The sequence below is a fragment of the Anoxybacillus sp. genome (assembly GCF_036834105.1).
Taxonomy (GTDB): Bacteria; Bacillota; Bacilli; order Bacillales; family Anoxybacillaceae; genus Anoxybacillus.
In genome coordinates this window covers 23,959-30,006 of the sequence record NZ_DAITON010000012.1, presented here as the reverse complement: position 1 = coordinate 30,006, position 6,048 = coordinate 23,959, and the positions used below count along the sequence as shown (strand labels likewise).

Here is a 6,048-nt window from a genome sequence, read left to right as displayed (position 1 = left end):
CATTACCGCAACAGCCAATGTATATGCCACAGCCGTACGGTCCGTTTGGCTGGCAACAAGGGTGGCCAGGTCAGCCGTATGGAGGGAATCCGTACTTTTCTGTTCCGTATCGCGAGGAAGAAGAGGGGCAATAATGTCGCCTCTTTTTCTTTTTGCTTTTTGTGTGATAAAATGAACATGATGATATGATCAAGAAAGGGATGTACATAGATGGAACAAAAAATTGAAAAACTAATTGCATGGCTTCGTGAGCGAGTGACGGAAGCGGGCATGAACGGAGCAATCGTCGGCATTAGCGGCGGCATTGATTCAGCGGTTGTTGCACATTTAATTAAGCGGGCGTTTCCTGACCGTTCTTTAGGGCTAATTATGCCTTGTAAAAGCAATCCGAAAGACAAAGAGGATGCGTTAAAAGTTGTAGAGAGCTGTGGTATTGATTATCACGTCATTGATTTAACGGAAACGCATCGCGTGCTGTTTGGAGAAATTGAAAAACAACTGAAAGAAAAAGGGCAATGGAACGAGCAAGCTGCCCGTCTTGGCGATGCTAACACACGAGCGCGATTGCGCATGACGACGTTGTATGCAGTAGCAAACAATTACGGTTACCTTGTCGTCGGAACGGATAATGCAGCGGAATGGCATACAGGTTATTTTACGAAATACGGAGACGGGGGCGTCGATTTAGTTCCGCTCGTTCATTTCACAAAAGGGGAAGTGCGTGAAATGGCGCGCATTCTCGGTGTACCAGAAGAAATTATTACGAAAGCACCGAGTGCCGGACTTTGGGAAGGACAAACAGATGAAAATGAGATGGGAACAACATATGATATGATTGATAAATATTTGAAAGGGGAGCCAGTCCCTGAACGTGACCGAGCCATTATTGAGCGGCTTCATGAACGTTCGCACCATAAACGGCAATTAGCCATTGCTCCGCCAAAATTTTAACAGCGATAAAACCTCTTTTTTGCGTCAAGCTAATGATGTAGACGCATCGTCTACAAAAGCAAAAAGGGGGTTTTTCTTTTGCGGAAACGAATTGTAGCTTTCGGGGCAGTCATTGCGCTTAGCGGATTGGTTGCTTGTAATAATCAAGCGTTTGATACGCGCTATACTGACCGTACACGCCCGATCGGGTATTACTCGAACGAAAACGATATGACCGGTTTTCAATATGGGCGGTATGGCACAGAGCGTTTGAATGGGAACGTTCGTCAAGTGCGCGACAATGACGGGCCGATTACAGAAATGCTCGATCGCGGCATGGATCGAACACGAACACCGCAAGTTGATCGCAACTTTAGCCGTGCAGATCGCAACTATCATGGCCATTTAAATGCGATGGATGATCGTACACGTCCGTCGTATTATCGGAACTATAACGGGGCACTAGCTGAAAAAATTGCAAAACGAGCAGCGAACGTAGAAAATGTGAAAGATGCACGCGCTGTTGTCTCAGGAGACCGTGTCGTTGTCGCTGTATCGACGACAAATAGAAACACGACGCAAGTGGAACAACTTGTCCGCCAAGCGATCGCTCCATTGACATCAGGAAAAACGGTGCGTATCGTAACGAACGAAAGCATGTATAACCGCATTCGTACGCTCGACAACGATATTCGCGATGGCGGTTCAATGGATCAGTTAGAGCGCGATATTCGTGACATTTTTAATGATATGGGTGACATGATCGAGCGACCATTTATGAACCGAGGGTAAACAGGGGGCTTTCCCCCCTGTTTTTTTTCGTTCATTTTTGTTATAGTTTTTATGGACATTTTTCACATATGAGAGGGGATCCAAATGGCAGGGCATTCCAAGTGGAAAAATATTCAACGTCGCAAAAACGCACAAGATGCGAAACGCGGTAAAATATTTATGAAGCTTGCCAAGGAAATTTACGTGGCAGCGAAAATGGGCGGGGGTGACCCAGCGACAAACGCAACGTTGCGTCTTGCGATTGAAAAAGCAAAAGCGGCGAACATGCCGAACGAAAATATTGATCGCGCCATTAAAAAAGCGACAGGCAATCAAGAGCATACACATTACGAAGAAATTCGCTACGAAGGATACGGTCCGGGCGGCGTCGCTGTTATGGTCATTTGTTTAACAGATAATAAAAATCGCACCGCATCGAATGTCCGGGTAGCGTTTTCGAAAAACGGTGGGAACTTAGGAGAAACAGGGTGCGTATCATATTTATTTGATCGAAAAGGATTCATTGTTATCGCTCGTGAAGGGCTACACATTGATGAAGATGATATGTTATTACAAGCGCTTGAAGCCGGTGCGGACGAAATGGAAACGACGGAAGATTCGTTCGAGATTTACACGTCCCCGGAGCAGTTTGAACATGTAAAACATGCGTTAGCCGAACAAGGATTTACGTTTGCGACGGCCGAAATCACGATGGTTCCACAAACGTATACGACGCTAACAGGTGACGATTTAACGAAAATGTTAAAGCTCATTGATATGCTTGAAGATGACGATGACGTTCAAGAAATTTACCATAACTTAGACGAATCGATGTTAGAATGACGGTCTTGCGATGGCAAGACCGTTTATTTTTTTTGAAAATGGAAAACCTATGAATGAGGTGAGAAATCATGGTGCTTACATTATTGCTGAGTTTATTTTTAGCGCACAACACGACGTCAGTACAAATGACTGTCATTTTGGAAACGGTATATATGGATGGAGAAGTAAGCGAGGAAATACGTGAAGAAACGGTCACGTCAATGAAGGACATATGGAACAAGTATAAAGAGTGGCACCTCATCAATATGGATGACGAGCAAATTGTTTTTCAACGGTACGTTGACGATCTTTCCCCGTTAACGAAAGCGGGCTATTTTGGTCTTACGAAAGATGGAACACTTTCCATTTTTGAAGGGAAACCGGGCGAGTCTTCACGTGTCATTCAGTCGTTTTTTCAAATTGATGTAAAAAAGCTTGAAAGCCATGAACAGGAAAAATTGAAAAAAGGCATTTCTGTTCGTTCAAAAAGGAATTATAAACGGGTCATCGAAGCGTATGAGCCGTTCGGAAAATAAGTCCGCGAATGAGAGCGGGCTTTTTTTATGTTCAACGTTCAAACATATGCGTTTCGGCTCGCGCTTTCCGCATAGTTTATATTATGCTAAAATGAAAGGCGTGAGAAAAGGAGGACGCGGCATTGATTGAATTTATTCGAGGATATGTAGATTACGTTTGCCCAGAATATATTGTCGTTGAAAATAACGGCATAGGCTACCAAATGTTTACCCCTAATCCATTTTCATTCCAAATCAATAAACAGCAACAAATTGTTGTATATACATATCAATATGTACGTGAAGATGTGCTTGCCCTTTACGGATTTCATACTCGTCAAGAGCGGGCGTTGTTCGTTAAATTGTTGCAAGTATCGGGCATCGGTCCAAAAGGAGCGCTTGCTATTTTAGCTGCAGGGCAGATGGAACAGCTTGTTGAAGCGATCGAAGCAGAAGATGATAAGTTTTTATGCAAGTTTCCGGGCGTCGGAAAAAAAACAGCGCGACAAATGATTTTAGATTTAAAAGGAAAATTGCAAGCCGTTGTTCCAGACGCGTTTCCGAATTTATTTACCGAGCCAGTTGAAGAAACAAACGCGCTTTTCGAAGCGATTGAAGCGTTAAAGGCGCTCGGCTATGGGGAAAAAGAAATTCAAAAAGTGATGCGAATTTTAAAACAAGAGCAGCTATCGACAGAAGGATATATTAAGCTTGCTTTACAAAAACTATTGAAGTAAGGGGAGATGCACGATGGAAGAGCGTCTCATTTCAGGCGCAGCTGACTACGATGATGCATCGCTTGAGTATAGTCTTCGCCCTAAGCAGTTGCGGGAATATATCGGACAGCAAAAAGTGAAAGAAAACTTAACGGTTTTTATTGAAGCGGCAAAAATGCGCGGGGAGACGCTTGATCATGTGTTGTTGTACGGGCCGCCAGGGCTTGGGAAAACGACGCTTGCTGCCATTATCGCAAACGAAATGGGCGTCCAGTTGCGCACAACGGCAGGTCCAGCGATTGAACGCCCGGGCGATTTAGCTGCGATTTTAACGGCGCTTGAGCCGGGTGATGTGTTATTCATTGATGAAATTCATCGGCTACCGCGTGCGGTAGAAGAAGTGTTATATCCTGCGATGGAAGATTTTTGTTTAGATATTGTCATTGGAAAAGGGCCGGCCGCTCGTTCTGTCCGACTCGATTTGCCGCCTTTTACGCTTGTAGGGGCGACGACAAGATCAGGGGCGCTTTCCGCCCCGCTCCGCGACCGCTTTGGCGTTTTGAGCCGATTAGAGTACTACACGCCAGAAGAGCTTGCCCATATCGTGAAACGAACAGCGCACATTTTTGCGGTAAAAATCGAAGACGAAGCGGCATGGGAAGTGGCGCGCCGCTCGCGTGGAACACCGCGCATTGCCAATCGATTGTTGCGCCGCGTTCGCGATTTCGCTCAAGTGCGCGGCGATGGAACGATCACGTTTACATTAGCAAATGAGGCGCTTGAACAATTGCAAGTCGATCGGTTAGGATTAGACCATCTTGACCATAAGCTATTGAAAAGTATGATGGAGAAGTTTCGCGGAGGACCGGTCGGATTAGAAACGATTGCCGCTACAATTGGTGAGGAGGCGCAAACGATCGAAGACGTATATGAACCGTATTTATTGCAAATTGGCTTTTTGCAGCGAACGCCGCGGGGGCGAATCGTCACTCCGCTCGCTTACAACCATTTCGGTGTGGAGGTGCCGCGCTCATGAACTTACCGAAAACGATTATGCTCATCGGTGTTATTTTCATCATCGTTGGTTTCCTCATGCAATTTATTAAACTCGGGCGCTTGCCTGGGGACATTGTTATTAAAAAAGAAAATGCGACATTTTATTTTCCAATTATGACATCCATCCTTTTAAGCATCGTTTTATCGCTTATTTTCTATATTATCGGTCGTTTTCGTTAATAGAATAAAGAAAGGGACGTGAATATGAAAGTTGATTTATTTGATTTTTATTTACCAGAAGAACTTATTGCGCAAACACCGCTTCCAGATCGGGAAGCGTCGCGCCTCATGGTGCTTGATAAGCGAACAGGTGAGGTAACGCATGAACTGACGTTTCGCTCCATTTTATCGTATTTGAACGAGGGAGATTGTCTCGTTTTAAATGATACGCGTGTTTTGCCGGCGCGTCTGTACGGGGAAAAAGAAGGGACAGGCGCGCACATTGAAGTGCTTTTATTAAAGCAGCTTGATGGTGACCGCTGGGAAACGCTCGTTAAGCCGGCGAAACGCGTGAAAGTAGGAACGTCCATTTCATTTGGCGATGGTCGTTTACGCGCGGAGTGTGTCGCCGAACTTGAGCACGGGGGACGTGTGCTTTCGTTTTCGTATGATGGCATCTTTCTTGAAGTGCTTGAATCGCTAGGAGAAATGCCGCTCCCTCCATACATTAAAGCACAGCTTGACGATCGGGAGCGATATCAAACGGTGTATGCGCGCGAAGCCGGTTCTGCGGCGGCGCCGACGGCAGGGCTGCACTTTACTGAACAACTTCTTGATGATGTGAAAAAAAAGGGAGTCCATCTTGCCTTTATTACGTTACATGTCGGATTAGGTACATTTCGTCCGGTGAACGTGGAAAATATTGAAGAACATGATATGCATGCGGAGTTTTATCAAATGACGGAAGGCACTGCTCAATTGCTAAATGATGTCAAAGCAAAAGGTGGACGCATTATTGCCGTTGGTACGACATCAACGCGCACGCTTGAGACGATTGCTTCTCGCCATCAAGGAACGTTTGTCGCAGAAAGCGGCTGGACCGATATTTTTATTTACCCTGGTTATACGTTTCGTGCTATTGATGGGATGATTACAAATTTCCATTTGCCAAAATCAACGCTCATTATGCTTGTTAGCGCGTTAGCCGGGCGCGAAAACGTGCTGCGTGCTTATGAAGAAGCCGTAAAAGCGCGTTATCGCTTTTTCAGCTTTGGCGATGCGATGCTTATTATATAAAA

At 45.3% G+C, this 6,048-nt stretch carries 8 protein-coding genes; all 8 read left to right on the top strand.

Annotation, left to right across the window (positions count from 1 at the left end; translation table 11 throughout):
• The first annotated feature begins 210 nt into the window (after window positions 1–210).
• On the top strand, window positions 211–951 hold the full coding sequence (nadE, locus tag V7Z64_RS02645; RefSeq protein WP_003396265.1) for an NAD(+) synthase: 741 nt from the start codon (window positions 211–213) through the stop codon (window positions 949–951).
• A 78-nt stretch (window positions 952–1,029) separates the two neighbouring features.
• Window positions 1,030–1,722 (top strand): YhcN/YlaJ family sporulation lipoprotein, encoded by a 693-nt coding sequence (locus V7Z64_RS02640; protein ID WP_297991774.1) that lies wholly within the window; start codon window positions 1,030–1,032, stop codon window positions 1,720–1,722.
• Window positions 1,723–1,806: 84 nt separating this feature from the next.
• Window positions 1,807–2,544 (top strand): YebC/PmpR family DNA-binding transcriptional regulator, encoded by a 738-nt coding sequence (locus V7Z64_RS02635; RefSeq protein ID WP_297991777.1) that lies wholly within the window; start codon window positions 1,807–1,809, stop codon window positions 2,542–2,544.
• 68 nt (window positions 2,545–2,612) lie between these two features.
• Window positions 2,613–3,059: an intercompartmental signaling factor BofC gene (locus tag V7Z64_RS02630; RefSeq protein ID WP_297991780.1), complete on the top strand. Its 447-nt coding sequence runs from the start codon at window positions 2,613–2,615 to the stop codon at window positions 3,057–3,059.
• Between the two features lie 122 nt (window positions 3,060–3,181).
• Window positions 3,182–3,775 carry a Holliday junction branch migration protein RuvA gene (gene ruvA / locus V7Z64_RS02625; RefSeq protein WP_297991781.1) on the top strand — a complete coding sequence of 198 codons (594 nt, stop codon included), beginning with the start codon at window positions 3,182–3,184 and terminating at the stop codon, window positions 3,773–3,775.
• A 13-nt stretch (window positions 3,776–3,788) separates the two neighbouring features.
• On the top strand, window positions 3,789–4,790 hold the full coding sequence (ruvB, locus tag V7Z64_RS02620) for a Holliday junction branch migration DNA helicase RuvB (RefSeq protein ID WP_297991783.1): 1,002 nt from the start codon (window positions 3,789–3,791) through the stop codon (window positions 4,788–4,790).
• Window positions 4,787–4,990, top strand: a complete 204-nt coding sequence (locus V7Z64_RS02615) for a DUF2905 domain-containing protein (protein WP_297991785.1) — start codon at window positions 4,787–4,789, stop codon at window positions 4,988–4,990. The genes ruvB and V7Z64_RS02615 overlap by 4 nt, the downstream gene beginning before the upstream one ends.
• Before the next feature lie 24 nt (window positions 4,991–5,014).
• The gene (gene queA, locus V7Z64_RS02610) at window positions 5,015–6,046 is read left to right on the top strand and encodes a tRNA preQ1(34) S-adenosylmethionine ribosyltransferase-isomerase QueA (protein ID WP_297991787.1); all 1,032 of its coding nucleotides are present in this window, start codon (window positions 5,015–5,017) and stop codon (window positions 6,044–6,046) included.
• The last annotated feature ends 2 nt before the right edge of the window (window positions 6,047–6,048 follow it).